At 61.3% G+C, this 26,361-nt stretch carries 24 protein-coding genes and 1 pseudogene; 11 read left to right on the top strand and 14 right to left on the bottom strand.

Features of this window, described 5'->3' with window-relative positions; all coding sequences use genetic code 11:
* Positions 1-147: 147 nt before the first annotated feature.
* Together olsB and QZH45_RS08160 are read left to right on the top strand one after the other, a co-directional pair.
* Positions 148-903 carry an L-ornithine N(alpha)-acyltransferase gene (gene olsB, locus QZH45_RS08165; RefSeq protein WP_024780682.1) on the top strand — a complete coding sequence of 252 codons (756 nt, stop codon included), beginning with the start codon at positions 148-150 and terminating at the stop codon, positions 901-903.
* Entirely contained in the window at positions 903-1,694 is a 792-nt protein-coding gene (locus QZH45_RS08160) for a lysophospholipid acyltransferase family protein (protein ID WP_055135172.1), read from the top strand. Before olsB ends, QZH45_RS08160 begins: the two co-directional genes overlap by 1 nt.
* A gap of 113 nt (positions 1,695-1,807) precedes the next feature.
* On the opposite strand, the gene QZH45_RS08155 is transcribed toward QZH45_RS08160, so the two are convergent.
* The gene (locus QZH45_RS08155) at positions 1,808-2,392 is read right to left on the bottom strand and encodes an ACP phosphodiesterase (RefSeq protein WP_024780680.1); all 585 of its coding nucleotides are present in this window, start codon (positions 2,390-2,392) and stop codon (positions 1,808-1,810) included.
* Positions 2,393-2,557: 165 nt separating this feature from the next.
* On the opposite strand from QZH45_RS08155, the gene QZH45_RS08150 reads away from it, so the two are divergent.
* From QZH45_RS08150 to QZH45_RS08135, 4 genes are all read left to right on the top strand, one after another.
* The gene (locus tag QZH45_RS08150) at positions 2,558-2,860 is read left to right on the top strand and encodes an ArsR/SmtB family transcription factor (RefSeq protein ID WP_003198672.1); all 303 of its coding nucleotides are present in this window, start codon (positions 2,558-2,560) and stop codon (positions 2,858-2,860) included.
* Positions 2,861-2,872: 12 nt separating this feature from the next.
* The gene (locus QZH45_RS08145) at positions 2,873-4,039 is read left to right on the top strand and encodes an MFS transporter (RefSeq protein WP_055135171.1); all 1,167 of its coding nucleotides are present in this window, start codon (positions 2,873-2,875) and stop codon (positions 4,037-4,039) included.
* 32 nt (positions 4,040-4,071) lie between these two features.
* Positions 4,072-5,121: an alkene reductase gene (locus tag QZH45_RS08140; protein WP_024780678.1), complete on the top strand. Its 1,050-nt coding sequence runs from the start codon at positions 4,072-4,074 to the stop codon at positions 5,119-5,121.
* 337 nt (positions 5,122-5,458) lie between these two features.
* The gene (locus QZH45_RS08135) at positions 5,459-5,971 is read left to right on the top strand and encodes a hypothetical protein (protein WP_024780677.1); all 513 of its coding nucleotides are present in this window, start codon (positions 5,459-5,461) and stop codon (positions 5,969-5,971) included.
* A gap of 143 nt (positions 5,972-6,114) precedes the next feature.
* On the opposite strand, the gene QZH45_RS08130 is transcribed toward QZH45_RS08135, so the two are convergent.
* Positions 6,115-6,747 carry a TetR family transcriptional regulator gene (locus QZH45_RS08130; RefSeq protein WP_024780676.1) on the bottom strand — a complete coding sequence of 211 codons (633 nt, stop codon included), beginning with the start codon at positions 6,745-6,747 and terminating at the stop codon, positions 6,115-6,117.
* Between the two features lie 287 nt (positions 6,748-7,034).
* On the opposite strand from QZH45_RS08130, the gene QZH45_RS08125 reads away from it, so the two are divergent.
* The 4 genes from QZH45_RS08125 to QZH45_RS08110 all read left to right on the top strand — a co-directional run bounded on the left by QZH45_RS08125 (position 7,035) and on the right by QZH45_RS08110 (position 13,214).
* The gene (locus QZH45_RS08125; protein ID WP_024780675.1) at positions 7,035-8,204 is read left to right on the top strand and encodes an efflux RND transporter periplasmic adaptor subunit; all 1,170 of its coding nucleotides are present in this window, start codon (positions 7,035-7,037) and stop codon (positions 8,202-8,204) included.
* A gap of 3 nt (positions 8,205-8,207) precedes the next feature.
* A complete protein-coding gene (gene emhB / locus QZH45_RS08120; RefSeq protein WP_024780674.1) occupies positions 8,208-11,363 on the top strand; it encodes an efflux RND transporter permease subunit EmhB in 3,156 nt (1,051 codons plus the stop codon).
* Positions 11,360-12,817 carry an AdeC/AdeK/OprM family multidrug efflux complex outer membrane factor gene (adeC, locus tag QZH45_RS08115; protein WP_024780673.1) on the top strand — a complete coding sequence of 486 codons (1,458 nt, stop codon included), beginning with the start codon at positions 11,360-11,362 and terminating at the stop codon, positions 12,815-12,817. Before emhB ends, adeC begins: the two co-directional genes overlap by 4 nt.
* 259 nt (positions 12,818-13,076) lie before the next feature.
* Positions 13,077-13,214 (top strand): hypothetical protein, encoded by a 138-nt coding sequence (locus tag QZH45_RS08110; protein WP_055136232.1) that lies wholly within the window; start codon positions 13,077-13,079, stop codon positions 13,212-13,214.
* Between the two features lie 62 nt (positions 13,215-13,276).
* Here QZH45_RS08110 and QZH45_RS08105 read toward each other — a convergent pair.
* Positions 13,277-13,435 (bottom strand): annotated as a pseudogene (locus QZH45_RS08105) (DUF6124 family protein); the annotation flags it as partial.
* A 398-nt stretch (positions 13,436-13,833) separates the two neighbouring features.
* Here QZH45_RS08105 and QZH45_RS08100 point away from each other — a divergent pair.
* Complete coding sequence (locus tag QZH45_RS08100; RefSeq protein ID WP_055136258.1) at positions 13,834-15,087, top strand: OprD family porin; 1,254 nt, start codon at positions 13,834-13,836, stop codon at positions 15,085-15,087.
* Between the two features lie 325 nt (positions 15,088-15,412).
* Here QZH45_RS08100 and pcaC read toward each other — a convergent pair whose 3' ends face one another.
* From pcaC to pcaR, 11 genes are all read right to left on the bottom strand, one after another.
* Entirely contained in the window at positions 15,413-15,805 is a 393-nt protein-coding gene (pcaC, locus tag QZH45_RS08095) for a 4-carboxymuconolactone decarboxylase (protein ID WP_024780254.1), read from the bottom strand.
* 10 nt (positions 15,806-15,815) lie between these two features.
* Positions 15,816-16,616, bottom strand: a complete 801-nt coding sequence (gene pcaD, locus QZH45_RS08090; RefSeq protein WP_055135375.1) for a 3-oxoadipate enol-lactonase — start codon at positions 16,614-16,616, stop codon at positions 15,816-15,818.
* A gap of 12 nt (positions 16,617-16,628) precedes the next feature.
* Positions 16,629-17,993: a 3-carboxy-cis,cis-muconate cycloisomerase gene (locus QZH45_RS08085; RefSeq protein ID WP_055135374.1), complete on the bottom strand. Its 1,365-nt coding sequence runs from the start codon at positions 17,991-17,993 to the stop codon at positions 16,629-16,631.
* Between the two features lie 58 nt (positions 17,994-18,051).
* A complete protein-coding gene (locus tag QZH45_RS08080) occupies positions 18,052-19,347 on the bottom strand; it encodes an MFS family transporter (RefSeq protein WP_432783653.1) in 1,296 nt (431 codons plus the stop codon).
* A gap of 185 nt (positions 19,348-19,532) precedes the next feature.
* Positions 19,533-20,099 carry a protocatechuate 3,4-dioxygenase subunit alpha gene (gene pcaG, locus QZH45_RS08075; protein WP_053192855.1) on the bottom strand — a complete coding sequence of 189 codons (567 nt, stop codon included), beginning with the start codon at positions 20,097-20,099 and terminating at the stop codon, positions 19,533-19,535.
* A 1-nt stretch (position 20,100) separates the two neighbouring features.
* A complete protein-coding gene (gene pcaH / locus QZH45_RS08070; RefSeq protein WP_055135373.1) occupies positions 20,101-20,805 on the bottom strand; it encodes a protocatechuate 3,4-dioxygenase subunit beta in 705 nt (234 codons plus the stop codon).
* 37 nt (positions 20,806-20,842) lie between these two features.
* Positions 20,843-22,048: a 3-oxoadipyl-CoA thiolase gene (gene pcaF / locus QZH45_RS08065; protein ID WP_174549828.1), complete on the bottom strand. Its 1,206-nt coding sequence runs from the start codon at positions 22,046-22,048 to the stop codon at positions 20,843-20,845.
* Positions 22,045-22,824 carry a CoA-transferase subunit beta gene (locus QZH45_RS08060; RefSeq protein WP_053192850.1) on the bottom strand — a complete coding sequence of 260 codons (780 nt, stop codon included), beginning with the start codon at positions 22,822-22,824 and terminating at the stop codon, positions 22,045-22,047. Before QZH45_RS08060 ends, pcaF begins: the two co-directional genes overlap by 4 nt.
* On the bottom strand, positions 22,821-23,681 hold the full coding sequence (locus QZH45_RS08055) for a CoA transferase subunit A (RefSeq protein WP_024780246.1): 861 nt from the start codon (positions 23,679-23,681) through the stop codon (positions 22,821-22,823). Before QZH45_RS08055 ends, QZH45_RS08060 begins: the two co-directional genes overlap by 4 nt.
* A 287-nt stretch (positions 23,682-23,968) precedes the next feature.
* Positions 23,969-25,315 carry an MFS transporter gene (locus QZH45_RS08050; protein WP_055135371.1) on the bottom strand — a complete coding sequence of 449 codons (1,347 nt, stop codon included), beginning with the start codon at positions 25,313-25,315 and terminating at the stop codon, positions 23,969-23,971.
* 142 nt (positions 25,316-25,457) lie between these two features.
* Positions 25,458-26,300 carry a pca regulon transcriptional regulator PcaR gene (pcaR, locus tag QZH45_RS08045; RefSeq protein WP_024780244.1) on the bottom strand — a complete coding sequence of 281 codons (843 nt, stop codon included), beginning with the start codon at positions 26,298-26,300 and terminating at the stop codon, positions 25,458-25,460.
* Positions 26,301-26,361 lie beyond the last annotated feature (61 nt).

Raw genomic sequence — 26,361 nt, 5'->3', positions numbered from 1 at the left:
CTTGGAAGGGCTGTCACATAAGCATCACCGAAGCTTCATGGCGATGACACCGGGGCTACATAGCCTGACTTTGCACAACATGGCTGCATAAAGAAAGTCGATTGGCTCAACCCCAAGACGGGTGCACAGCCCGCACGGAGATTCGCTATGACTCAGATCGCCCGCATCAGCGACACCGGCAATGAACGCCGCCTGCAAGCCGAACGCCTGGTCGGCGCCCAAGCCTTGCAAGAAGCCCAAGCCCTGCGCTTCAACGTCTTCAGCGGCGAATTCAACGCCAAGCTCAAGGGCGCGGAAATGGGTCTGGACATGGATGACTACGATGTTCACTGCGCCCACATCGGCGTACGCGACCTGAACACCGGCCGCCTCGTGGCGACCACCCGCCTGCTCGATCACCAGGCCGCCAGCAGCCTGGGCCGTTTCTACAGTGAGGAAGAATTCAGCCTCCACGGCCTGATCCACCTCAAGGGTCCGATCCTGGAAATCGGCCGTACCTGCGTCGACCCGGCCTACCGCAACGGCGGCACCATCGCGGTGCTCTGGGGTGAACTGGCCGAAGTCCTGAACGAAGGCGGCTACAGCTACCTGATGGGGTGCGCGAGCATTCCGATGCAGGATGGTGGCATCCAGGCCCAGGCGATCATGCAGCGCCTGCGCGAGCGCTACCTGTGCACCGACCACCTTCAAGCCGTGCCGAAAAAACCGTTGCCTGCCCTCGATGTACCGTCCAACGTCATCGCCGAAATGCCACCGCTGCTCAAGGCCTACATGCGCCTGGGCGCGAAGATCTGCGGCGAGCCGTGCTGGGACGAAGACTTCCAGGTGGCCGACGTGTTTATCCTGCTCAAGCGCGACGACCTCTGCCCACGCTACGCCCGCCACTTCAAGGCAGCGGTGTGATGAGTCGGTTACGGGTGTACGCGCGTATCGCGCGAGTGCTGCTGGTGGTAGCGCTGGGCCTGGCGATGGCCTGCGTGTTCGGTCTGTTCGAACGCCTGGGACATGCCAACTCCATGATGCGTCGTCAACGTTGGTCAAGATTCTTCATGGCTCGTCTGAGTAATGCCCTGCCCTTTTCCGTCACCGTCCACGGTCAGTTGCCACAACGGCCGATGTTATGGGTCAGTAATCACGTGTCCTGGACCGATATTCCCCTGCTGGGCATGCTCACGCCATTGTCGTTCCTGTCCAAAGCCGAAGTGCGCACCTGGCCGGTGGCCGGCTGGCTGGCGGCCAAGGCCGGCAGCCTGTTTATCCGGCGCGGCTCGGGTGACAGCCAGTTGATCCGCAAGCAGATGAGTCGTCATCTGGAACAGGCTCATCCGCTGCTGATGTTCCCGGAAGGCACCACCACCGATGGCCGCTCGTTGCGCACGTTCCATGGTCGCCTGCTGTCGGCAGCCATTGATGCCGATGTAGCGTTGCAGCCCGTGGCGATCCGTTACCTGCGCAATGGCGAGCCTGATTCGCTGGCGCCATTCATTGGCGACGACGACTTGTTGTCGCATCTGATGCGCTTGTTCAGCAACGATCTGGGTGATGTGCACATCCACCTGTTGCAACCCATCACCTGTCACGGACAGGAACGTGCCGCCCTGGCCTTCCAGGCGCAGCAGGCGGTGCACAAGGCCTTGTTCGGTACGGTTCCCGAGAAGCAATTGGCCCCGATGCGTCCTGCCATTGCGGCTTGATCCACTCCCTGGCGCCATTCCCTGTGGGAGCGAGCCTGCTCGCGATAGCGGTCTGACATTCAATAGCGATGTTGACTGTTACACCGCTATCGCGAGCAGGCTCGCTCCCACATTTAGATTTGCGGCGTGGCGGGGTTCGTCGCAAACGCTTGAAGCTGCGGATAGAACAAGCGGAAATCCTCGCTCAACGGCTCATAGAGCCGGATCAACTCCTCCATCGCGCCCGCCAGTTCCTCCGGTCGGGACAGGCGTCGGGAAATGCCCCGCAGTACCTGCCCGAGCACCTCGAATTCCTGGTAGGACCCCAGCCAGTCATCTGCGGCCATGTAGGGCGCGATGTGCGCAAGGCGTCCCGGTAACTGCGGTTCGTCGGCCAGCACCCGGTACACTCGGGAGGTGAAGTCCGCCAGTGCCCCGTCGCCATACAGCACCCAATCCCGGGCCAGGCAATGGTCGAAAAACACGTCGAGCACGATGCCGGCGTAGCGTCGCCGTACCGTGGAAAAACGCGACAACGCGGTATCTACCAGCGGGTGTTGGTCGGTGTACTGATCGACGCGTCGATGCAGGGCAATGCCTGCTTCAATCCGTGGGTCATAGGTGCCTTGCAGCGGCCCCTTGACGAAGTCGCCATAGAGACTGCCGAGCAGTTGTTCCCGGCCGGAGCCGCCGAGGTGCAGATGCGCGAGGTAGTTCATGAGGTGCAGCTTAGCACCGCCACGCCAATATCGTTATAACCCGATATAGCGATTCGTTCGGGATTCAGATCAAATCCATATTGGTATATCGCGAAATAACGATTTAAAGTTCGCTTCATCGCGATATAGCGTTCTATCCCTCTGAACCCACTACGAACTGCCCTTATGACCCTCGACCTCGACGAAATAATAAAAGCACTGGCACACCCGGTACGGCGAGACATCCTCAACTGGCTCAAAGACCCCAAGGTCCAGTTCCCTGAACAATTGCACAACCACGAATTCGGCATCTGCGCCGGACAGATCGACCAGCGTTGCGGCCTGTCGCAGTCCACGGTGTCGGCCCATCTGGCGGTGTTGCAACGGGCGGGGCTGATCACCAGCCAGAAGGTCGGTCAGTGGCACTTCTTCAAACGCAACGAGGAAGTGATCCAGCAGTTCCTCAAGCAAATGAGCCAAGAGCTCTGACAAGGATTCGCCATGCCCCTCTCACTCCTTATCCTGGCCCTGAGCGCCTTCGCCATCGGCACCACCGAGTTCGTCATCATGGGCCTGTTGCCCGATGTGGCGGCTGACCTGGGTGTATCGATACCCGGCGCCGGCTGGCTGGTGACCGGCTACGCCCTGGGCGTGGCCATCGGTGCTCCCTTCATGGCCCTGGCCACCGCCCGGCTGCCGCGCAAGGCCGCCCTGGTGTCGCTGATGGGGATTTTCATCATCGGCAACCTGCTGTGCGCCATTGCCAGCGACTACAACGTGCTGATGTTCGCCCGGGTCGTGACCGCCTTGTGTCACGGCGCCTTCTTCGGGATCGGTTCGGTGGTGGCCGCCGGGCTGGTGGCGCCCAACAAGCGTGCCTCGGCCGTTGCCCTGATGTTCACCGGCCTGACCCTGGCCAACGTGCTCGGCGTCCCGCTGGGTACGGCGCTGGGCCAGGAAGCCGGCTGGCGTTCGACCTTCTGGGCCGTGACCCTCATCGGCGTGGTGGCGCTGATCGGTCTGATCCGCTTCCTGCCGGCCAAGCGCGATGAAGAAAAGCTCGACATGCGCTCGGAACTGGTGGCGCTCAAGGGAACGGGCCTGTGGCTGTCCCTGGGCATGACGGCGCTGTTTTCCGCCTCGGTGTTCACCCTGTTCACCTACGTCGCCCCGTTGCTGGGTGAAGTCACCGGCGTGTCGCCCCGTGGCGTGACCTGGACCCTGGTGCTGATCGGCCTGGGCCTGACCCTGGGCAACATCATCGGCGGCAAGCTGGCGGACAAGAGCCTGGCGAATACGCTCATCGGTGTGTTCATCACCATGGCCGTGGTCTCCACCATTTTGAGCTGGACCAGCGTGGCGCTGATCCCGACCGAAATCACTCTGTTCCTCTGGGCCACCGCGTGCTTCGCGGCCGTACCAGCCCTGCAAGTCAACGTGGTGACCTTCGGCAAAGAGGCGCCCAACCTGGTCTCCACCCTGAACATCGGCGCTTTCAACATCGGCAACGCCTTGGGCGCCTGGGTCGGCGGCAGCGTCATCGACCAGGGCCTGGGCCTGACCACCGTCCCCCTGGCCGCCGGTGCGCTGGCGGTACTGGCGCTGTTGACCACCCTGATTACTTTCCGCCAGAGCGCTAACCCCGACCTGGCTCCGGCAACTCGTTGACTTCTACCTTCCACTTTCGAGGCTTGTAATTCATGACGACTATTTTCGACCCGATCAAACTCGGCGACATCGAGCTGAACAACCGCATCATCATGGCGCCACTGACCCGCTGCCGCGCCGACGCAGGCCGCGTGCCCAACGCGTTGATGGCCGAGTACTACGTGCAACGCGCCTCCGCCGGCCTGATCCTCAGCGAGGCCACCTCCGTCACGCCAATGGGCGTGGGCTACCCGGACACCCCGGGCATCTGGTCCAACGACCAGGTGCGCGGCTGGTCCAACGTGACCAAGGCGATCCACGGTGCCGGCGGCAAGATCTTCCTGCAACTGTGGCACGTCGGCCGGATCTCCCATCCGTCGTACCTGGATGGCGAAACCCCGGTGGCACCCAGCGCCATACAGCCTAAAGGCCATGTGAGCCTGGTGCGTCCATTGGCCGATTACCCGACGCCACGGGCCCTGGAAACCGCTGAAATCGCCGACATCGTCGACGCCTACCGCGTAGGCGCCGAGAACGCCAAGGCCGCCGGTTTCGACGGCGTGGAAATCCACGGTGCCAACGGCTACCTGCTCGACCAGTTCCTGCAAAGCAGCACCAACCAGCGCACCGACAACTACGGCGGCTCCCTGGAAAACCGCGCTCGCCTGTTGCTGGAAGTGACTGACGCCGCCATCGAAGTCTGGGGCGCTGGCCGGGTTGGCGTGCACTTGGCGCCACGTGCCGACTCCCATGACATGGGCGATGAGAACCGCCTGGAAACGTTCAGCTATGTAGCCCGCGAGTTGGGCAAGCGTGGCATCGCGTTCATTTGCTCCCGCGAGAAGGAAGGCGACGACAGCATCGGCCCGCAACTCAAGCAAGCCTTCGGCGGCCCGTACATTGCCAACGAGCGCTTCACCAAGGACAGCGCCAATGCCTGGCTGGCTGAAGGCAAGGCCGATGCGGTGGCATTTGGCGTGCCTTTCATTGCCAACCCGGACTTGCCGGCACGCTTGAAAGCCGATGCTCCGCTGAATGAACCACACCCGGAAACATTCTATGGGAAAGGCCCGGTGGGTTATATCGATTATCCGGTAATGTAAGTTCCAGAACGCCCCCTACTGAAAAGCCCCGACTCGAAAGAGCCGGGGCTTTTTTATGCCTATCCACTTTAAGCCTGCATTATTCACTCAAAGCCGAAATATCAAATAACAAGACAAAACCTGCTCACTATGGATTCCCGCCTCGAACAACGCCAATAATAAAACCCGAACGACACCTGCCCCACTCAAAGGACTGACGCTTATATATATTTATTTCTAGAAAACATTCAAAACGCTGATCAATGGAAATCAGCAACAACATTGACTTGATCAAACACAACAGCATACACGCCCAACGCATGCAGGCTTCAGCGAGCCCTGCATTCATGAGAGACCCATGACTATGAACCCCCTGAAAAATCTTATCCCTGCACTGATAATGGGCACCACCATGGTTGCCCATACCATGGCCGCCACCGAAGTCACCGTGGAAATCACAAACAATACTCGCGGCACATTGAACATGACCAACTTGTTGACTGACCCAGCGCAAGACGCGGACTTCCCCTTAAGTGCTCATGACGTACTGCCAAAATCAACTTACATTCTCCGTGTGGCCCACCAAAGAAATTACACTTACCCAACATCCGGCTGGCAGCCCACGCTGAAAAAAGTCAAACCTATCGAACTCGTTCTCAACTACAAAATGAGCAACTTCAATTTCGAGTGCCAGATGCAAACCCGCTTCCAGGCGCCCATCGTTATTGGCGCCCTGGAACCCAGTTACAAGCCGGACTGGAAAAGTCGAGCGAACTACACCGGCAATGGCCAGTTCACTTGCAGAACAGAAATCACCCGAAAAATGCTCGAGCCGCCCTTCAACTACACCGTCCGCCTGATCGTCGAATAGACCAGAGGGTCGGTAGGCGGTAGCGACCTACGCGCTGCCAATCTGCCTGCGGTTCATCTATAAAGTACCCCGTCGGGCTGAAAGTCCGACGGGGTATGTGCTATCCGCTATTGACACATATCGACGCAATTACGCATTTTGTTTCATTTGCGCAGGCTGGGGCTCAGGCGCAGCATATCCAGCCCGATGTCCACCCAGCGCTCGGCCTCACCAGCCAGGGCGAAGCTGTCGGGGACCAACAACCACTGGTAGAGGATGCCGTCGATATAGGCATGAAGGGCAACCGCTGCCCTCTCCGGGTCCAGATCACCCGGCAACTGTCCACGCTTCATTGCATTACGCAACGACAGCGCGATACGCACATTGCAGTCGAGGCTGACTTCGCGCCGCTGCTGGCGCAAATCGCACATCTCATCGGTGAACTCGCACTTATGGAAAAGAATCTCATTGATGCGTCGGGTTTTCGGATCCAGGGCCACCTGCTGGAACAACCGCACCAGCAACTTCTGGACGCAGCCCAACGGGTCCAGCTCTTCTTCACTTTCACTGGCACGGGCCAGATCATCGAGCGGCTCATGCAAGGTGTCGAGCATGGCCTGGAGCAGATCCGCCTTGTTGCTGAAATGCCAGTAGATAGCCCCGCGTGTCACACCGGCCAGGGTCGCAATGTCGGCCAGCGTCGTGCGCGCCACGCCACGCTCGAAAAAAGCCTTTTCGGCCGCTTCGAGTATCTGGCTGCGAGTCTCCAGGGCTTCCTCTTTGGTACGACGAACCATGGCAGTAAACACCTCAATCAGGATGCATCAGCAATGCGTAAGGTCAGCTGAGCGAATAGAGAACGCTTGCGCATAGAGCGCGTCTCCGGTCAACAGGGCCTTTGTCAGGCTTTTGTAAAGCTGGATGGTACGCAATTTGGCTGTTTACAAACAACCATGTACGTAAGTATATTTCTTAGCAACCTACTAATTGAAAAATGCTGCCTTTTTTTATCGTTGAATAATGCTGCCTTTTTAACCTTCCACCTTTCGAGTGCGCCTGTTGCGCGCCTGACCCGAGGATTTCCATGCAATTCAAGCCAGCTGTTACCGCTCTGGTTACCGCCATCGCCCTGACATCACTGCTCAGCGGATGCAAAAAGGAAGAGGCGGCCCCCGCCGCTCCACCCCCTCAGGTCGGCGTCGTAACCCTCAAAACCCAGCCTTTCACCTTGACGTCCGAGTTGCCCGGCCGGACCAGCGCGTTCCGTGCCGCGGAAGTCCGTCCACAGGTCAACGGCATCATCCTCAAGCGTCTGTTCAAGGAAGGCGCCGACGTCAAGGCCGGCCAGCAGCTGTATCAGATCGACCCGGCCGTGTACGAAGCGACCCTCAAGAGCGCCGAGGCCAACCTGCGATCGACCAAATCCATCGCCGATCGCTACAAGCAGTTGGTGGATGAACAGGCCGTCAGCCGCCAGGAATTCGACACCGCCATGGCCAACCGCCTCGAGTCGGAAGCCAACCTGCAAACCGCCCAGATCAACGTGCGCTACACCAAGGTCTATGCACCGATTTCCGGCCGCATCGGTCGTTCTTCGGTAACCGAGGGCGCGCTGGTCAGCAACGGTCAGGCCGACGCCCTGGCAACTATCCAGCAGTTGGACCCGATCTATGTCGACGTGACGCAGAGTTCGGTCGAACTGCTGCAACTGCGCCGTGAGTTGGAAAGCGGCCGGTTGCAGAAGGCTGGCGACAACGCCGCCATGGTCAAGCTGACTCTGGAAGATGGCAGTCCATACGCTCACGAAGGCAAGCTGGAGTTCTCCGAAGTGTCGGTCGACCAGACCACTGGTTCCGTCACCTTGCGAGCCGTGTTCCCCAACCCTGACCACACCCTGCTGCCGGGCATGTTCGTCCATGCGCAATTGCAGGCCGGTGTGAACAGCGCGGCGATTCTCGCGCCACAACAGGGCGTGACCCGCGACCTCAAGGGCATGCCGACCGCATTGGTGGTAGGCCCGGACAACAAGGTCGAACTGCGTCAGCTCAAGGCCAGTCGCACCGTCGGCAGCCAGTGGCTGATCGAAGACGGGCTCAAGGCCGGCGACCGCCTGATCACCGAAGGCCTGCAGTACGTACGGCCAGGAGTTGAAGTCAAGGCCACCGAAGCCACCAACGTGAGCACCAGCACAGCCACCAAGAACCCGGCCCCCGCTCAGGCAGCTGACAAAGCAGCCGGCGGCAAAGGGGAGTAAACCATGTCGAAATTCTTTATCGACCGTCCGATTTTCGCCTGGGTGATTGCCCTGGTGATCATGCTGGTCGGGGCTCTTTCGATCCTCAAGTTGCCAATCAACCAGTACCCGAGCATCGCGCCGCCGGCCATCGCGATCCAGGTCACCTACCCGGGTGCATCCGCGCAAACCGTGCAGGACACCGTGGTTCAGGTCATCGAGCAGCAGCTCAACGGTATCGACAACCTGCGTTATGTGTCCTCGGAGAGTAACTCCGACGGCAGCATGACCATCACCGCGACCTTCGAGCAGGGTACCAACTCCGATACCGCGCAGGTTCAGGTCCAGAACAAACTGAACCTGGCCACCCCGTTGCTGCCGCAAGAAGTGCAGCAGCAGGGTATCCGCGTGACCAAGTCAGTGAAAAACTTCCTGATGGTGATCGGCGTCGTGTCGCGTGACGGCAGCATGACCAAGGACGACCTGTCCAACTACATCGTGTCCAACATGCAGGATCCGATTTCGCGCACTGCCGGTGTCGGTGATTTCCAGGTCTTCGGCGCCCAGTACGCGATGCGGATCTGGCTCGATCCGGCCAAGCTGAACAACTATGCCCTGACCCCGGTGGACGTCAAAACCGCTATCGCCGCGCAGAACGTCCAGGTGTCGTCCGGCCAGCTCGGTGGCCTGCCTGCCTTGCCCGGCCAGCAACTGAACGCCACTATCATCGGCAAGACCCGCCTGCAGACCGCCGAGCAGTTCAAGGCGATTCTGCTAAAGGTCAATCCGGATGGCTCGCAAGTGCGCGTCGGTGACGTCGCCGATGTCGGCCTCGGCGGCGAGAACTACAGCATCAGCGCCCAGTTCAACGGTGCCCCGGCCTCGGGTCTGGCAGTCAAACTGGCCAACGGCGCCAACGCCCTCGACACGGCCAAGGCCCTGCGCAAGACCATCAATGACCTCAAGCCGTTCTTCCCGCAAGGCATGGAAGTGGTGTTCCCCTACGACACCACGCCAGTGGTGAGCGAGTCGATCAAAGGGGTGGTGGAAACCCTGGTGGAAGCAGTCGCCCTGGTGTTCCTGGTGATGTTCCTGTTCCTGCAGAACTTCCGCGCCACCATCATCACCACAATGACGGTGCCGGTGGTGCTGCTGGGTACTTTCGGCATCCTCGCGGCGTTCGGCTTCAGCATCAACACCCTGACCATGTTCGGCATGGTGCTTGCCATCGGCTTGCTGGTGGACGACGCCATCGTCGTGGTGGAAAACGTCGAGCGGGTGATGAGCGAGGAAGGCCTGTCTCCCAAGGAGGCGACGAAGAAGTCCATGGGCCAGATCCAGGGTGCCCTGGTGGGTATTGCCCTGGTGCTGTCGGCGGTACTGCTGCCGATGGCGTTTTTCGGCGGCTCCACCGGTGTGATCTATAAACAGTTTTCCATCACCATCGTCTCGGCCATGGCCCTGTCGGTACTGGTGGCGCTGATCTTCACCCCGGCACTCTGCGCGACCATGCTCAAACCCATTCCCAAGGGTGAGCATGGCGTGGCGAAACGTGGATTCTTCGGCTGGTTCAACCGTAACTTCGATCGCAGCGTGCAAAGCTACGAGCGGGGTGTCGGCAATATCCTGCGCCATAAAGCGCCGTACCTGCTGGTTTACCTGATTATCGTCGTCGGCATGATCTGGCTGTTCATGCGTATTCCGGCCTCGTTCCTTCCCGAGGAAGACCAGGGAGTGCTGTTTGCCCAGGTCCAGACGCCAGCCGGATCCAGCGCCCAGCGCACCCAGGTGGTGGTGGACAAGATGCGTGAGTACCTGCTGCGTCCAGGTAAGGATGGCGGTGAAGGTGATGGCGTGGCCTCGGTATTCACCGTGACCGGCTTCAACTTCGCCGGCCGCGGCCAGAGCTCGGGCATGGCGTTCATCATGCTCAAGCCGTGGGAAGAGCGTAACGCCGATAACAGCGTGTTCAAGATCTCTGCCCGCGCCCAGCAGCATTTCTTCACCTTCCGCGATGCCATGGTGTTCGCCTTTGCCCCACCGGCGGTGTTGGAGTTGGGTAACGCCACCGGTTTCGACGTGTTCCTGCAGGATCGTGCCGGCGTTGGCCATCAGAAGTTGATGGAAGCGCGTAACCAGTTCCTGGGGATGGCGTCCCAAAGCAAGGTACTGGCCCAGGTACGTCCGAACGGCCTGAACGACGAGCCGCAATACCAGCTGGAAATCGACGACGAAAAGGCCAGCGCACTGGGCGTGACCATTTCAGATATCAACAACACGCTGTCGATTGCCCTGGGCAGTAGCTACGTCAACGACTTCATCGACCGTGGTCGGGTGAAGAAGGTGTATATCCAAGGACAGGCAGGCGCTCGCATGAGCCCCGAAGACCTGCAGAAGTGGTACGTGCGCAACAGCGCGGGAACCATGGTGCCGTTCACCGCGTTCGCCAAGGGCGAGTGGATCTATGGCTCGCCGAAGCTGTCCCGTTACAACGGCGTGGAGGCGATGGAAGTGCTCGGCACCCCGGCTCCGGGTTACTCCACGGGTGAAGCGATGGCCGAAGTCGAAGCCATCGCCAAAAAGCTGCCGGCCGGTGTCGGTATTTCCTGGACCGGACTGTCGTATGAAGAACGACTGTCAGGCTCCCAGATGCCGGCGCTGTTCGCCCTGTCGATCCTGATGGTGTTCCTCTGCCTGGCTGCGCTTTATGAAAGCTGGTCGATTCCGATTGCGATCGTACTCGTGGTGCCGTTGGGGATCATCGGTGCATTGCTGGCCACCAGCTTGCGCGGTCTTTCCAATGACGTGTACTTTCTGGTGGGTTTGTTGACCACCATCGGCCTGGTCGCGAAAAACGCCATTCTGATCGTCGAGTTCGCCAAGGAATTGCACGAGCATGGCAAGAGCCTGCAGGAGGCGGCCATCGAGGCTTGCCGGATGCGACTGCGGCCGATCATCATGACCTCGCTCGCGTTTATCCTTGGCGTCGTCCCTCTGGCGATCTCCACAGGCGCAGGCTCAGGCAGCCAGCATGCCATCGGCACCGTGGTCATCGGCGGGATGATCACCGCCACCGTCCTGGCGATCTTCTGGGTGCCGCTGTTCTTCGTGACCATATCGTCGATAGGTCGTCGCAAGCAGGACGACACCCCTGAAACTTTTAAAGAGGCTGGGCAATGAGCAAGTCGCTACTCTCTCTGACCATCGCCGCCGTCGTGCTCAGCGGCTGCTCGCTGATCCCCGACTATCAGCGGCCCGAAGCACCGGTCGCGGCGCAATACCCGCAAGGCCCGGCCTACGAGCCGGCCAAGGCGGCCGGTCAGGCTGCCGCGGAACAGGGCTGGAAGCAGTTTTTCCATGACCCTGCCCTGCAACAGTTGATCCAGGTCGCCCTGGAGAACAACCGCGACCTGCGCGTCGCGGCGCTGAACATCGATGCCTACGCCGCGCAGTACAACATCCAGCGGGCTGACCTGTTCCCGGCGGTCTCGGCCACGGGTTCCGGCAGCCGCCAGCGGGTACCGGCACGGGCCTCGCAAACCGGTGAAGCGGCCATCAGCAGCTCCTACTCGGCCACCTTGGGCATCAGCGCCTATGAACTGGACCTGTTCGGTCGGGTTCGCAGCCTGAGCGAGCAAGCGCTGCAAAGCTACTTCGCCACCGAGGAAGCCCGCCGCAGCACCCAGATCAGTCTGGTAGCCAGCGTCGCCAACGCTTACCTGACCTGGCAGGCCGATAAGGAACTGCTCAAGCTGACCCAGGAAACCCTGGCAACCTACGAGCAGAGCCTCAAGCTGACCACGCGCAGCGCCGATGTTGGCGTCGCCTCGGCGCTTGATCTGAGCCAGGCGCGCACGGCAGTGGAAAACGCCCGCGTACAGCTGGCCCGCTACACCCGCCAGGTGGCCCAGGACGAAAACAGCCTGACCCTGCTGCTGGGCACCGGCCTGCCGGCTAACCTGAACTCGCAACCGCTGAGCGATGATCTGCTCAGCGAAGTGCCGGCCGGGTTGCCGTCGGACCTGCTGCAACGTCGTCCCGACATTCTCCAGGCCGAACACAACCTGCTCGCCGCCAACGCCAACATCGGTGCCGCTCGGGCCGCGTTCTTCCCGAGTATCAGCCTGACGGCCAACGCTGGCACGTTGAGCCCGGACCTGTCCGGCCTGTTCAAGGGCGGCTCCGGTACCTGGACCTTCGCCCCGCAGATCAACCTGCCGATCTTCAACGCCGGCAGCCTGCGAGCGAGCCTGGACTACGCCAAGATCCAGAAAGACATCAACGTCGCTCAGTACGAGAAGTCGATTCAGACGGCCTTCCAGGAAGTCTCCGACGGCCTGGCCGCGCGCCAGACCTACAACGAACAGTTGCAGGCCCAGACCGACTTCGTCGCCGCCAACCAGGACTACTACCGTCTGGCCGAGCGTCGCTATCGCATTGGTGTCGACAGCAACCTGACCTTCCTCGACGCCCAACGCCAGCTGTTCAGCGCCCAACAATCGCTGATCACCGACCGCCTGGCGCAATTGACCAGCGAGGTCAATCTGTACAAGGCACTGGGTGGCGGCTGGAATGCCGAGACCGGCAAGAACGAGCCGGTGAAAGAAGAAGCGCCGAAGATGAAATTGTTCTGACTTGATGCTTGAACGCTGAAACACGAAGCCCACCGAGAGGTGGGCTTTTTGTTTGGGTTTCTACAGGGTTGTGTGGGAGCAAGGCGGCCGGGGTTTTGTTTACTGAGTACATATCCATTGCTGCGGTAACGGCCACTTAGGGTTTCGCCCTGACGGCGACTTACTTTCTTTCAAACGCCAAAGAAAGTAAGCAAAGAACGCTGGCCCCACCACTCGGCACCTCGCCTACGCTCGGTGTGCCCGCCGCGAAGGGCCATCCATGGCCCAGCGCGGCTATCCCGGCATCCATGCCGGGATGCCCACTGCGCAATGCCTGCGTTCAGCCAGCGTGGTTAATGGGGCATTCAAGATCAAGATCAAGATCAAAAGCAAGAGCCAAAACGCGGTGACCAACTGAAGTACTGCCATCGCGAGCAAGCTTTGCTCCCACAGCCCAGCTGGGGGATAAACCCCACTTGGCTAACGCGGGTCGACGATATCCAACGCACGATTAGCCAATAGCTCACTCAATTCAATCATCTGCGCCACGCCCAATGCGACATGCCGCCGCAGGCTTGCCCGCGAAGGCGTCGGCACATTCGACACGGATGCAAGCTGACCCACCGCTTTCGCGAGCAAGCCCGCTCCCACCGAACTGGGGGGTAGACGCTGGATTTGGGAGCACCCCAATCCACTGTGGGAGCGAGCCTGCTCGCGATAGCGGAGGACCAGGCACAGCTGTGTTGTCTGACACGCCGCTATCGCGAGCAGGCTCGCTCCCACAGGTTTTTGGGTTGAGCTCAGGTGTTTTTGCCGTTCGATAATCGCCCAAAACCGTTTATCGCCAATTGAAGCGATCCCGGCCTGCCCTTCACCATCCCTCACACATAACAAGAACGACAGGTTCCTCGCCATGACCACACGCCCCGCCTCGCCCGGCTGATCCTCAGCTATTTCCCCTCGACTCCACCGTTCCGTCTGCAACCCCAGGTTTGCGGCAACGGCTCTTTTCATCCATAAAAAACAGAGACACGCCCATGAAGTCCACACAACATTTGTTCCCCAGCCTCATCGCGGTTGCCTTGGCCGGCTCTGCCCTGCCTGTCCTGGCCGCAGAGTCGGGATTTGTCGACGACGCCAAGGCCACGTTGACCCTGCGCAATGCCTACTTCAACCGCAACTTCACCAACCCGAACAACGCCCAGGGCAAGGCCGAGGAATGGACCCAGAGCTTCATCCTCGACGCCAAGTCCGGTTTCACCCAGGGCACGGTGGGGTTCGGCATGGACGTGCTGGGCCTGTATTCGATCAAGCTCGATGGCGGTCGCGGCACCACAGGAACACAGCTGTTGCCGGTGCACGATGACGGCCGCCCGGCCGATGATTTCGGCCGCCTGGGTGTCGCCCTCAAGGCCAAGGTGTCGAAGACCGAATTGAAGGTCGGCGAATGGGCACCGGTGTTGCCGATCCTGCGTTCCGACGATGGCCGCTCCCTGCCGCAAACCTTCCGTGGCGGCCAGGTCACCTCCACCGAAATCAGCGGCCTGAGCCTCTACGGTGGCCAGTTCCGCGCCAACAGCCCGCGCAACGATGCGAGCATGGAAGACATGTTCATGAACGGCCGCCCGGCCTTCACCTCCGATCGCTTCAACTTCGGCGGCGGCGAGTACGCCTTCAACGACAAACGCACCCAGGTCGGCGTCTGGTACTCGGAACTGAGCGACATCTACCAGCAGCAGTATTTCAACCTGACCCACAGCCAGCCCATCGGCGACTGGACCCTGGGCGCCAACCTCGGCTACTTCATCGGCAAGGAAAACGGCAGTGCCCTGGCCGGTGACCTGGACAACAAGACCGCCTTCGCCATGCTCTCGGCCAAGTACGGTGGCAACACCTTCTACGTCGGCCTGCAAAAACTCAGCGGCGACGATGCCTGGATGCGCGTCAACGGCACCAGCGGCGGGACCCTGGCCAACGACAGCTACAACTCCAGCTACGACAACGCCAAGGAAAAATCCTGGCAAGTGCGCCACGACTTCAACTTCGCCGCCGTCGGCGTACCGGGCCTGACCCTGATGAACCGCTACATCAGCGGCGACAACGTGCACACCGCCACGGTGGACGACGGCAAGGAGTGGGGACGTGAGACCGAACTGGCGTACACCGTGCAGAGCGGTGCGCTGAAGAGTCTCAACGTAAAGTGGCGTAATGCATCGATCCGTCGGGACTACAGCAGCAATGAGTTCGACGAGAACCGCCTCTTTATCAGCTACCCGATCAGCTTGTTGTAAAGCGGCTGCGGTGGGTCTGTCGCTCAAGTGACGGCTGACCCACCGCTATCGCGAGCAGGCTCGCTCCCACAGGGGATGGTGATGAACACATTATCTGCACGCGACGCCAAACCACTGTGGGAGCCGAGCTTGCTCGCGATGGCGGCGGTACATCCAACTTCTATGCAAGCTGACCCACCGCTTTCGCGAGCAGGCTCCCACAGGGGATTTGCGGTGTACGCAGAATCTGCATATTGCACTGAACCACTGTGGGAGCGAGCCTGCTCGCGATAGCGGTGGCACATTCAACATCTTCATCGACTGCCCCACCGGGATTACGGTGAGCCTACTTCCGCGATTCGACACCCAACTCGTCCCACACCGACTCGGCCAGGTGGAACGTTGCATTGGCGGCAGGAATGCCGCAGTAGATGGCGCTCTGCATGATCACTTCCTTGATCTCGCCACGGCTCACGCCATTGTTGGCCGCGGCGCGCAGGTGCAGCTTGAGCTCTTCGTTGCGGTTCATGCCGATCAGCATGGCGATGGTGATCAGGCTGCGGGTGTGGCGCGGCAGGCCCGGACGGGTCCAGATGTCGCCCCAGGCGTGACGGGTGATCATCTCCTGGAATTCGCTGTTGAATTCGGTCAAAGCATTGAGGCTGCGATCCACATGGGCATCGCCCAGCACCGCGCGGCGGACTTGCATGCCTTCGTCGTAGCGTTGTTTCTCGTCCACAAAAAACTCCTCAGGCGCGACTGGAATCAAGCAGGAAATCCAACACCCGCTCGCTGAACGCAGCGCCGGCCTGGACGTTGGACAAATGCGCGGCATGGAACTCGGCGTACTGCGCCCCGCTGACCCGCTCCTGGATAAAACGCCCCCCCGACGGCGGCGTCACGGCATCTTCGCTGCCGACCACCACCAGCAGTGGCACAAGGATCGAGGACAGTTGATCACGAAAATCGGCATCGCGCACTGCGGCGCAGTTGGCTGCATAGCCTTGGGGCGAGGTGGCGGCGAGCATGTCGGTGATTTTCCTCGCCGTATCCGGGTTGGCCTGGGCGAAGTCCGGAGTGAACCAGCGGGCAATCGAGGCATCGCGCAGCGCCACCATGGCCGCCTTGCCGTCACGCAGCACGGTTTCGATGCGTGGGTTCCACATCGACGGATCACCGATCTTGGCAGCGGTGTTGCACACCACCAGCTTGTGCAGTCGCTCGCCGGCATTGATGCCCAGCCACTGGCCGATCAGACCGCCCATGGACAAACCGCAGAAGTGGACCTTGTCGATATCCAGCGCGTCGAGCATCGCCAGCACATCGCGGCCCAGTTGCTCGATGCTGTAAGGGCCCTCGGTGACCAGCGACCGACCGTGACCACGGGTGTCGAAACGCAGTACGCGAAAGTGTTCGCTGAACGCCGCGACCTGCTCGTCCCACATGTGCAGGTCGGTGCCCAGGGAGTTGGACAACACCAGCACCGGCGCGTCTTGCTGCCCGTCGAAGCAATAGTTCAGTTCGCCATCGGCGAGTTTGACGAATCCCACAACAATCTCCTTTCAGGCCTTCAAGGCAAGGTGTTCAGCCACTGCCCGGGCGACCCAGGTCTGGGCCTGGCCGAGGTAATGGGCGGGGTTGAGCAAATGATCGAGTTCGGCAGCGGACAACTGTGCGCAAACCTGGGGATCGTCCCCCAGCACGTCCCGCAGATGACGTTGTTCGGTCACGGCACGCTTGCAGCACTGCTCCAGCAGATGATGCGCAGTGTCCCGTCCGACGCGCTGGGCCAGGACGATGCTCACCGCTTCAGCCAGTACCAGTCCCTGGGTCAGTTCGAGATTGCGGGCCATGCGCGCCGCGTCAACCTCCAGCCCTTCAGCCAGCAATCGCGCCTGCTGTAGGGCACCGGACACCAGGCAGCAAATCTCCGGCAAGGTTTCCCATTCGGCATGCCACAGTCCCAGGCTGCGCTCATGTTCCTGGGGCATTGCGCTGAATAGCGTCGACAACAACCCAGGCACCCGTGTCGCCGTACCGATCAGCACCGCCGCGCCCACCGGGTTGCGCTTGTGGGGCATGGTCGACGAACCGCCCTTGCCCGGTGCCGACGGCTCGAATGCTTCGCCGGCCTCGGTCTGCATCAACAAGCTGATGTCGCGGCCGAGCTTGCCCAAGCTACCGGCAATCAGGCCCAGCACTGAGCCGAACTCCACCAGCCGATCGCGCTGGGTGTGCCAGGGTTGCTCCGGCAGGCTCAATTGCAACTCGGCGGCCAAGGCTTCGGCAACAGGCAGCGCATGTTCACCCAATGCGGCGAGCGTTCCTGAAGCACCGCCAAATTGCAGCACCAACAAGCGGGGCTTGAGTTCCAGCAGACGTTGGCGGCTGCGGGTGATCGCCCCCAGCCAACCGGCGATTTTCATACCCAGGGTCACCGGTGTCGCATGTTGCAGCCAAGTGCGCCCGGCCAACGGTGTGGCGGCGTAGCGCTCGGCTTGGCGGGCCAGGATAACAGCCAGTTGCGCCAGCTCACTCTCGATCAGTTGCAGCGCCTGGCGCAGTTGCAGGACCAGGCCGCTGTCCATCACGTCCTGGCTGGTGGCGCCCAGGTGCACGTAACGTTCGGCCTCGGCATGCTCGCTGGCAATGCGCTTGCCCAGTGCCTTGACCAGCGGGATTGCGGAGTTGCCGGCGCTGGCAATCGCTTCGCTCAATGCCGAAAAATCGTACAGCTGGGCACGACAGGCAGCCTCGATGGGGGCCACCGCATCATTGGGGATCAGCCCTACCCGAGCCTCGGCCCGGGCCAGTGCTGCCTCGACGTCGAGCATGGCCTGCAGCCGGCCCGCATCGCAGAACACCTCGCGCATGTCGCGGGCGGTGAAGTAGGCATCGAACAGCTGATTGCCCGGTCGTTCGCTCATAAACAGTCCTTGGGTGCGCCGGCCTCACGGCCGGTCGCGGCTGGATCAAAGGAGTGGCTCAAAGATCATGGTGCAAATACGTCGGTTGCTTCGGCAGGCGCAGGCTGAACAGGAACGCCACCACCATCATGACCGTGACATACCAGTAAAAGACGTTTTCCATGCCCTGGGCTTTCAGGCTCAAGGCAACGTACTCCGCCGAACCACCAAAAATCGCGTTCGCCACCGCGTAGGCCAACCCTACCCCCAGCGCCCGCACTTCGGGTGGAAACATTTCAGCTTTCACCAGACCGCTGATGGAGGTGTAGAAGCTGACGATGGCCAGTGCCAGGGTAATCAGGACGAACGCAAGGAACGGGCTGCTGATGCTTTTGAGGGTCAGCAGGATCGGCACCGTGCACAGTGTCCCCAACGCGCCGAACCAGAGCATGGAGTGACGGCGACCGATCTTGTCCGCCAGCATGCCGAACAACGGTTGCATGCACATATAGAGAAACAGTGCGCCGGTCATGATGTAACTGGCGGTCTTGGCGTGCAGGCCCGCAGTGTTCACCAGGTATTTCTGCATGTAGGTGGTGAAGGTGTAGAAAATCAGCGAACCGCCGGCGGTGTATCCCAGCACGGTGATGAACGCGGCCTTGTGGTCACGAAACAGCGCGGCAACGCTGCCGGCGTCCTTGTTCTCGCGCATTTCCTTGCTGCTGGTTTCTTTCAGGGAACGGCGCAGGAACAGGGAAATCAACGCGGCCACGGCGCCGACTACGAAAGGGATTCGCCAGCCATAGGCGCGCAGTTCGTCTTCGTTGAGGAACTGTTGCAGGATCACCACCAGCGACACCGCCAGCAGTTGCCCGCCGATCAACGTCACGTACTGGAACGACGCGAAGAAGCCGCGCTGGCCCTTGAGCGCGACTTCGCTCATGTAGGTGGCGGTGGTGCCGTATTCGCCACCCACCGACAAGCCTTGCAGCAGGCGGGCGAGCAACAGCAAGCCCGGTGCCCAGACACCGATGTCCTTATAGGCGGGCAGGCACGCGATGAGCAACGAGCCGAAGCACATCATCAGCACCGAAATCATCATCGAGTTCTTGCGCCCGTGACGGTCCGCCACCCGGCCGAAAATCCAGCCGCCGATAGGCCGCATCAGGAACCCGGCGGCGAAGACACCGGCGGTATTGACCAGTTGCACCGTGGGGTTGTCGGACGGGAAGAACGCCGGCGCAAAATAGATCGCGCAGAACGCGTAGACGTAGAAGTCGAACCATTCGACCAGGTTGCCAGAGGAGGCACCGACGATGGCGAAGATGCGCTTGTTGCGTTCTTCACCGGTGTAATGGCTGGTTAAGGTGGTCATGGGCTATTCACTCTCAGGGACTCAAAAGACTAGACACACTTCGTAACAGCCCCGTTCCACAGTTTTGCTGTGCCTGTACTGGCGCCATCGCGGGCAAGCCTGGCTCCCACAGAGGTGTACTCCCCAGAACAAGGGACAACCCTGTGGGAGCAAAGCTTGCTCGCGATGCAATCTCAAGCACTCACTCAGTAGTCGAAGAACACCGTCTCGGCATCCGTCCCTTGCAGGATCACATTCCACTGGTACACACCCGACGCATCGGGTTTGCTCACGATGGTGGCGCGACGCTCCTCAGGAACGCAGGCCAGCAACGGATCGGCTTCGTTGGCCTGTTCGCCATCGAAGTAGATACGCGTCAGCAGGTGCTTGACCAACCCACGGGCGAATACCAGTACCACCAAGTGCGGTGCCTGAGTCGTGCCGTCCAGGCCCGGCACAGTGCCCGGCTTGATGGTGGTGAACCGGAAGCGGCCCTCGGCGTCCACCGGCACGCGGCCGAAACCTTCGAAGTTCGGGTCCAGGGGTTTGTCCTGATCGTCCTCGGGATGCGCGTATTTGCCGGCAGCGTTGGCCTGCCAGACTTCCAGCATCGCGTCATTGACGAACTCGCCGTTACCGTCGATCACCTGCCCGGTGATCGCCACGCGCTGGCCGAGGGTTTCGGCGACCGTCATGTCTTCGCGATTCAGCCAGGTCAGGCCGATGTGGTAGTAAGGGCCAACGGTATGGGACGTGGTGGCGGTAAGCGTCATCTTATTTCTCCATCGGCGTGGCATCGCGGCCGCGCAAGACGATGTCCCAGCGATAACCGAGGGCGTAGTGAGGGATGGTTTTTTCCAGATCGAAGCTGGCGATCAGGCGTTCCTTGGCGCTGGTGTCCGGTACACAGTTGTAGATCGGATCGTAGGCCAGCAGCGGGTCGCCGGGGAAATACATCTGCGTCACCAGGCGCGTCAGGATGCTTGGCCCGAACAGCGAGAAGTGGATATGCGCCGGGCGCCAGGCGTTGTGGTGATTGCCCCACGGGTACGCGCCGGGCTTGATGGTCTGGAACTGATACCAGCCGTCGGCATCGGTGATGGCCCGACCGGTACCGGTGAAATTCGGGTCCAGTGGTGCATCGTGTTTGTCGCGATCATGGTGATAGCGACCGGCGGCGTTGGCCTGCCAGATCTCTACCAGAATGCCCGGCACAGGATGGCCGTTCTCATCCAGGACACGCCCGTGAATGATGATCCGCTCCCCCAGCGGTTCGCCGGCATGCTGGGCGGTCAGGTCATTGTCCTTCTCCTGCACACGGTCGGCGCCGATGGTCGGGCCGGTGATTTCCGACAGCGAGTGGGGCAGGAACACCAGCGGCTTGGAGGGCGAGCGCAGATTGGTGGACTGATACGGCGGATGCAGATATTCCGGCTGGGTGCCCGCTTGGGGGCGACGGTAACCAGGCTTGTCAGTCATGAAGCATTCCTCGGTTTCTTATGAGTAGTTCGACGCGTCAGGCGCGTTCGATAGCCAATGCCAGGCCCTGGCCGACGCCGACACACATGGTCGCCAAGCCTTTCTTGCCGCCGGTCTTTTCCAGATGATGCAGCGCCGTCAGCACCAGTCGCGCCCCGCTCATGCCCAGCGGATGGCCGAGCGCAATGGCGCCGCCGTTCGGGTTGACCTGCGGCGCATCGTCCGCCAGCCCCAGTTCGCGCTGCACCGCCAGGCCCTGGCTGGCAAACGCTTCATTGAGTTCGATCACATCGAAATCGGCGACCGCCAGGCCCAGGCGCTCAATCAACTTGCGCACCGCCGGCACCGGGCCGATGCCCATCACCCGTGGCGCCACGCCGGCACTGGCCATGCCCAGTACCTTGCCACGAGGCGTCAGACCGTGTTTCTTCACCGCGTCGGCCGAGGCCAGGATCAACGCAGCCGCGCCATCGTTCACACCCGAGGCGTTGCCGGCGGTGACGGTCTTGTCCGGACCGTTGACCGGCTTGAGTTTGCTCAAGGCCTCCAGCGTGGTGTCGGCGCGAGGATGTTCGTCCTGCTCGACCACCGTTTCGCCTTTCTTGTGGGCAATGCGTACCGGTACGATTTCTTCGGCGAAAAATCCTGCAGCCTGGGCCGCCGCTGTGCGCTGCTGGCTGCGCAGTGCAAACGCATCCTGGTCGGCGCGAGACACCCCATAATCATCCGCCACGTTGTCGGCGGTCTGTGGCATCGCGTCCACGCCGTACTGAGCCTTCATCAACGGATTGATGAAGCGCCAGCCAATCGTGGTGTCTTCCAGCTTCATGTTGCGGGAAAACGCCGCATCGGCCTTGCCCATCACGAACGGTGCGCGGGACATCGATTCCACGCCGCCGGCGATGGCAAGCTCCATTTCGCCACTGGCGATGGCGCGGAACGCCGTGCCGATGGCGTCCATGCCCGAAGCGCAGAGACGGTTGAGGGTCACGCCGGGAATGCTCTCCGGCAACCCTGCCAGCAACAGTGCCATGCGCGCCACGTTGCGGTTGTCTTCGCCGGCCTGGTTGGCGCAACCGAGGAACACCTCGTCCACTGCGCTCCAGTCCACTGACGGGTTGCGCTCCATCAACGCCTTGATCGGTATGGCCGCCAAGTCATCGGCGCGCACCGCGGCCAAACCACCGCCGAAGCGGCCGATGGGAGTACGAATCGCATCACAGATATAAACGTCGCGCATCAGGCTTCTCCCGGTGCCTGGCCGTGGGCCGCTGCCGTGCGAGCTTCAAGATCGCGCAATGCGCGCAGCTCTACGTCGGTCGGCTCGGCGGTGGTTTGAACCTGGTCGGCGAAACGGATCGCCCACCCGGTCGCGGCAGTGACCTGTTCGCGGGTCACGCCGGGGTGCAGCGCAGTGACCACGAATTCATGGGTACCGGCTTCCGGTTCCATGATGCACAGGTCGGTGATGATACCCACCGGCCCAGCACCCGGCAGGCCCAGGCGCTTGCGCGAATCGCCGCCCTCGCCGTGACCGACCGAAGTGATGAAGTCCAGCTTATCGACGAAGGAACGCGCCGACTGCCTGAGGATGATTAACACGCTCTTGGCCGAACCGGCGATTTCCGGTGCACCGCCGGCGCCCGGCAGACGGACTTTTGGCTGATGGTAATTGCCCACCACGGTGGTATTGATGTTGCCGAAACGGTCGACCTGGGCCGCACCGAGGAATCCGACGTCGATACGCCCGCCCTGCAGCCAGTAGCGGAAAATCTCACCGGTCGGCACCACGGTATCGGCGGTTTCAGCCAGTTCACCGTCGCCAATGGACAGCGGCAACACGCTGGGCTTGGCACCGATCGGGCCGGATTCGTAGATCAACACGACATCCGGCGACGATGTAAGCCGCGCCAGATTGGCCGCTTTCGAAGGCAGACCGATGCCGACGAAGCACACGGCGTTGTTCTTCAACCGACGGGCCGCGGCAACGGTCATCATTTCGTTGGTGGAGTACGTCATTGTTTCGCCTCCGAAGCGGCTGCCAGTTTGGTCTGCAATTCACTGAAATCCCGAGTGCCATGGATGTATTCGTTGATCCACGCAGTAAAGGCCTCACGGTCCCGGGCGATGGCGTCCCACGTTTGGTAGAAACGATTGTCACGCTCGGTGTAACCGTGGGCGTAAGACGGATGAGCACCACCGGGCACATGGCAGACCGCACTCAGGGCCCAGGTCGGCAGGACGCAAGCATTCATCGGCGCGTTCAGGTCGTCGACGATTTCTTCGACGGTGACGATGCAACGCTTGGCGGCCAGGGCGGCTTCCTTCTGCACACCGAGGATGCCCCACAACAGCACGTTGCCCTTGCGGTCGGCCTTCTGGGCGTGGATCACGGTGATGTCGGGACGCACTGAAGGCACCGCGGCCAGCACTTCACCGGTAAAGGGGCAGGTCACGCTTTTGATCAGCGGGTTGACCTTCGGCAGATCGGAGCCGGCGTAGGCCCGCAGCACCGCGAATGGCAGGCCGGAGGCGCCGGCGACGTAGGCGTTGGCCAGGTCGGCGTGGCTGTGCTCCTCGATCTCCAAGGGCTGCGGCCACTGCTTTTCCACGGCATCGCGCAGGCGGTGCAGCGAGCCCACGCCCGGATTGCCGCCCCAGGAGAAAATCAATTTGCGAGCACAGCCGGCGCCAATCAACTGGTCGTAGATCAGATCCGGGGTCATCCGCACCAGGGTCAGGTCTTTTTTGCCCTGGCGGATGATTTCATGCCCCGCCGCCGTCGGAATCAAGTGGGTGAAGCCTTCGAGGGCGACGGTATCGCCGTCGTTGACGAACTGCTTCACCGCGTCGTGCAGCGAAAGGATTTCAGCCATGGGCAGGCTCCCGTTTTCCAGTGGACCGACATGAAGAAAAAGGCGCGAGGTTCAGCGCCGGAGTGACTGAAGATTAAGCTGCGGGGAAAGACCAAACAATCCGATAATCGACTGAGTGTTCGTTTATCGAACAGATTGTTGTTTGGCTATCGATTTACTTGGCAAACGAATTCCGGGGGTATCGAGCCTGCTCGCGATGGCGGTGTAGCAGGCAATAAGCTCGCTACTGATAGACCGCCATCGCGAGCAGGCTCGATACCACCGGGGTGAGGAGCTCGGGTTACGAGTCAGGTCGCATCCGCATGACTGACCATGCCCTTGATCACCACCGCCGCGGTCGCCAGCGCTGCGGGAATGACCAGCGCGGTCAGTACCTGTTCGAAGTTCCAGCCCAGGCCCAACAGGGTCGCCCCCATCCAGGCCCCGAGAATGGCGCCGAACCGGCCGATACCCAACATCCACGACACCCCCGTGGCACGCCCCTGGGTCGGGTAGAAGCGTGCCGCCAGGGAGGGCATTGCCGATTGCGCGCCGTTGACACACATCCCGGCCACCAGCACCAGGGTGGCAAGCAGGGTGATGCTGCCCAGGCTCTGCCCTACGGCGTAGGCAAATACCCCGGCCATCAGGTAGAAAAAACCGATGACCTTGTGGGGATTGAACCGGTCCATCGCCCAGCCCACGCCCACTGCGCTCAAGACGCCACCCAACTGGAACAGTGCGCCGATGAACGCGGCCTGCTCCATGCTCGCCCCACTGTCACGCATCAGCGTCGGCAGCCAACTGGTCAACAGGTAAACGATCACCAGGCCCATGAAATAGGTCAGCCACAGCAGCACCGTACCGGCGCTGTAGGTGCCGGAGAAAATCACCGCGAGCACGTTTCGAGCCTTCACGGTTTTCTGCTCGGGCACACTGAAGCTGGCCGCCTGGGCGATGGTGGCCGGGTCGATTGGCGCCAGGGCTTTGCGTACTTTGTCGGCGCCACGATTGCGCACAAGCAGGTAGCGCGCCGACTCCGGCAGCCAGAACAGCAGCATCACCGCCAACACCAGTGGCAGGATCCCGCCGATCAGCAGCAAGCTGTGCCAGCCGAACGCCGGTATCAATTTGGCAGAGATGAAGCCGCCGCCGGCCATCCCCAGGTTGAACCCGCAAAACATGCTGGTCACCAGCAGGGATTTCTTGCGCTCCGGGGTGTACTCCGACAGCAAGGTGGTGGCGTTCGGCATCCCCGCCCCCAAGCCCAGCCCCGTCAGGAAGCGCAGCACCAGCAATTGTTCGACATTGGCGCTGTAGGCCGACGCGAGGCTGAATGCACCGAACAGCAAGACCGCGCCCACCAGGACGACTTTGCGCCCGAAGCGGTCAGCCAGTGGCCCTGAGCCCAGCGCGCCGAAGACCATGCCGATCAGCGCGGCGCTCATGACCGGGCCGAGGCTGGCGCGGTCGATTCCCCAATCCTGGGACAGGGCCGGGGCAATGAAGCCCATGGCCGCTGTGTCGAGGCCATCGAGGAAGACGATCAGAAAACAGAGGATCACCACCCGCCACTGATAGCGCGAAATGGGTTGCGCATTGATGAAGGACTGCACGTCGAGGCAATGGCCTACGGAGGTCTGGGGCTGGTTCATCGTATCTCTCATTATTATTGTGCCGGGCTCCTCGATCACCGGATCGGGCCCGATCGCGCCGGATGACGCTGCCGCGACATTAATGAGGCCGGATAAATACCGTCAATTCACCCGAGACGTCTCTGTGCGTTTATCGAACAGCTTAAGCAAACAGCTGCGCGCTCAGGTCCCGGCTGGCCCCCAACAGACTGGGCAGAAAGCGCTGCTCCAGCTCACTGCGACTGACACGCCCGGCATGGGTACTGACATTCAGCGCCGCCACTACCTGGCCGGAAGCATCGTAGACCGGAACGGCAATGGCCCGCAGGCCCTGCTCCAGCTCCTGGTCGACGATGCACCAACCCTGAAGTCGCACCTGCTGCAGGCACTCGAGCAGCGCCTCGGGGGTGTGCAGCGTCCGGCTGGTCTTGGCTTGAAGATCGGCATGGTCGAGGTAGTCACGCAGCGAAGCGTCATCCAGGGCCGCCAGGAGAATCCTGCCCATAGAGGTGCAATAGGCCGGCAGGCGCCCACCGACGGAGAGGTCCACGGAAATCAGCCGCTGGGTGGTGGCCGAGCGGGCGATATAGAGAATGTCGTCGCCTTCAAGCGTCGCCATGTTACAGGCCTCGTGCAACTGCTCGCTCATGCGATCCAGGTATGGCTGGGCAGAAACCGCCAGCGGCGTCGACGACAGGTAGGCGTGACCGAGAGTCAATACTTTGGGCAACAGCGAATAAGTACGCCCGTCGGTGGTGGCGTAGCCAAGTTTGATCAACGTATGCAGGCACCGCCTGACAGCGGCACGAGGAATCTCGGTGCGATGGCTGATCTGCGCAATGGTCAGGTGTCGCTTGCGCTCCTGAAAGGCCTGGACCACGGCCAGTCCGCGGGCCAGGGACGTCATGAAGTCCGGATCGCCAGTCAAGGCCTGGATCCGCTTGGCCGGTGAGGCGACAATCGGTGGCGCGACTGAAGAGAAGGCGTTGCGCAATTGGTCGTTCATGTCTGGTGCTTCCCCGACGGTGACGGTTATTACAAACGGAGGCCTGAGGAACAACAAGAGC

Origin of the sequence: Pseudomonas corrugata (genome assembly GCF_050920615.1) — a bacterium.
In the GTDB taxonomy this organism is placed as follows: domain Bacteria; phylum Pseudomonadota; class Gammaproteobacteria; order Pseudomonadales; family Pseudomonadaceae; genus Aquipseudomonas; species Aquipseudomonas corrugata.
Note: the sequence above shows the minus strand (reverse complement) of the source record. Positions and strands in the feature narration are given on the sequence as shown.

What these genes read in the sequence shown, in the direction of transcription:
- QZH45_RS08160 (WP_055135172.1), top strand. Translation starts at nt 903, where the DNA reads ATGAGTCGGTTACGGGTGTACGCGCGTATCGCGCGAGTGCTGCTGGTG.
- pcaH (WP_055135373.1), bottom strand. Translation starts at nt 20,805, where the DNA reads ATGACTGACAAGCCTGGTTACCGTCGCCCCCAAGCGGGCACCCAGCCG.
- QZH45_RS08130 (WP_024780676.1), bottom strand. Translation starts at nt 6,747, where the DNA reads ATGGTTCGTCGTACCAAAGAGGAAGCCCTGGAGACTCGCAGCCAGATA.
- QZH45_RS08060 (WP_053192850.1), bottom strand. Translation starts at nt 22,824, where the DNA reads ATGACGTACTCCACCAACGAAATGATGACCGTTGCCGCGGCCCGTCGG.
- QZH45_RS08055 (WP_024780246.1), bottom strand. Translation starts at nt 23,681, where the DNA reads ATGGCTGAAATCCTTTCGCTGCACGACGCGGTGAAGCAGTTCGTCAAC.
- QZH45_RS08085 (WP_055135374.1), bottom strand. Translation starts at nt 17,993, where the DNA reads ATGAGCGAACGACCGGGCAATCAGCTGTTCGATGCCTACTTCACCGCC.
- pcaG (WP_053192855.1), bottom strand. Translation starts at nt 20,099, where the DNA reads ATGACGCTTACCGCCACCACGTCCCATACCGTTGGCCCTTACTACCAC.
- adeC (WP_024780673.1), top strand. Translation starts at nt 11,360, where the DNA reads ATGAGCAAGTCGCTACTCTCTCTGACCATCGCCGCCGTCGTGCTCAGC.
- QZH45_RS08080 (WP_432783653.1), bottom strand. Translation starts at nt 19,347, where the DNA reads ATGACCACCTTAACCAGCCATTACACCGGTGAAGAACGCAACAAGCGC.
- QZH45_RS08155 (WP_024780680.1), bottom strand. Translation starts at nt 2,392, where the DNA reads ATGAACTACCTCGCGCATCTGCACCTCGGCGGCTCCGGCCGGGAACAA.
- QZH45_RS08135 (WP_024780677.1), top strand. Translation starts at nt 5,459, where the DNA reads ATGACTATGAACCCCCTGAAAAATCTTATCCCTGCACTGATAATGGGC.
- QZH45_RS08100 (WP_055136258.1), top strand. Translation starts at nt 13,834, where the DNA reads ATGAAGTCCACACAACATTTGTTCCCCAGCCTCATCGCGGTTGCCTTG.
- emhB (WP_024780674.1), top strand. Translation starts at nt 8,208, where the DNA reads ATGTCGAAATTCTTTATCGACCGTCCGATTTTCGCCTGGGTGATTGCC.
- QZH45_RS08050 (WP_055135371.1), bottom strand. Translation starts at nt 25,315, where the DNA reads ATGAACCAGCCCCAGACCTCCGTAGGCCATTGCCTCGACGTGCAGTCC.
- QZH45_RS08125 (WP_024780675.1), top strand. Translation starts at nt 7,035, where the DNA reads ATGCAATTCAAGCCAGCTGTTACCGCTCTGGTTACCGCCATCGCCCTG.
- olsB (WP_024780682.1), top strand. Translation starts at nt 148, where the DNA reads ATGACTCAGATCGCCCGCATCAGCGACACCGGCAATGAACGCCGCCTG.
- QZH45_RS08140 (WP_024780678.1), top strand. Translation starts at nt 4,072, where the DNA reads ATGACGACTATTTTCGACCCGATCAAACTCGGCGACATCGAGCTGAAC.
- pcaR (WP_024780244.1), bottom strand. Translation starts at nt 26,300, where the DNA reads ATGAACGACCAATTGCGCAACGCCTTCTCTTCAGTCGCGCCACCGATT.
- QZH45_RS08150 (WP_003198672.1), top strand. Translation starts at nt 2,558, where the DNA reads ATGACCCTCGACCTCGACGAAATAATAAAAGCACTGGCACACCCGGTA.
- QZH45_RS08110 (WP_055136232.1), top strand. Translation starts at nt 13,077, where the DNA reads ATGGCCCAGCGCGGCTATCCCGGCATCCATGCCGGGATGCCCACTGCG.
- QZH45_RS08145 (WP_055135171.1), top strand. Translation starts at nt 2,873, where the DNA reads ATGCCCCTCTCACTCCTTATCCTGGCCCTGAGCGCCTTCGCCATCGGC.